A 213-nucleotide genomic window follows, 5' to 3' on the forward strand; every position below is an offset into this window, starting at 1 on the left:
CGTACCCGGGGGTACCCGCCCCCGGCCCCCGCGTCGCCCTGAACGGCTTTGTCCCCGAGCACCGGGCGGGCTGCCGCTCGCCGACCGGAGTCGAGAAGCGGGGCCGCCCCGGCAGAACCCTGAGGCTGGGCTCGCTTCTCGTTCCACCAAGCCGGGTGAGGACGGGTCACCGAGCCGACTGGGGGTGAGTTCACCGAGCCGGGCGAGGGCGAG

This window comes from Streptomyces kebangsaanensis (assembly GCF_001906585.1).
Lineage (GTDB): Bacteria > Actinomycetota > Actinomycetes > Streptomycetales > Streptomycetaceae > Streptomyces > Streptomyces kebangsaanensis.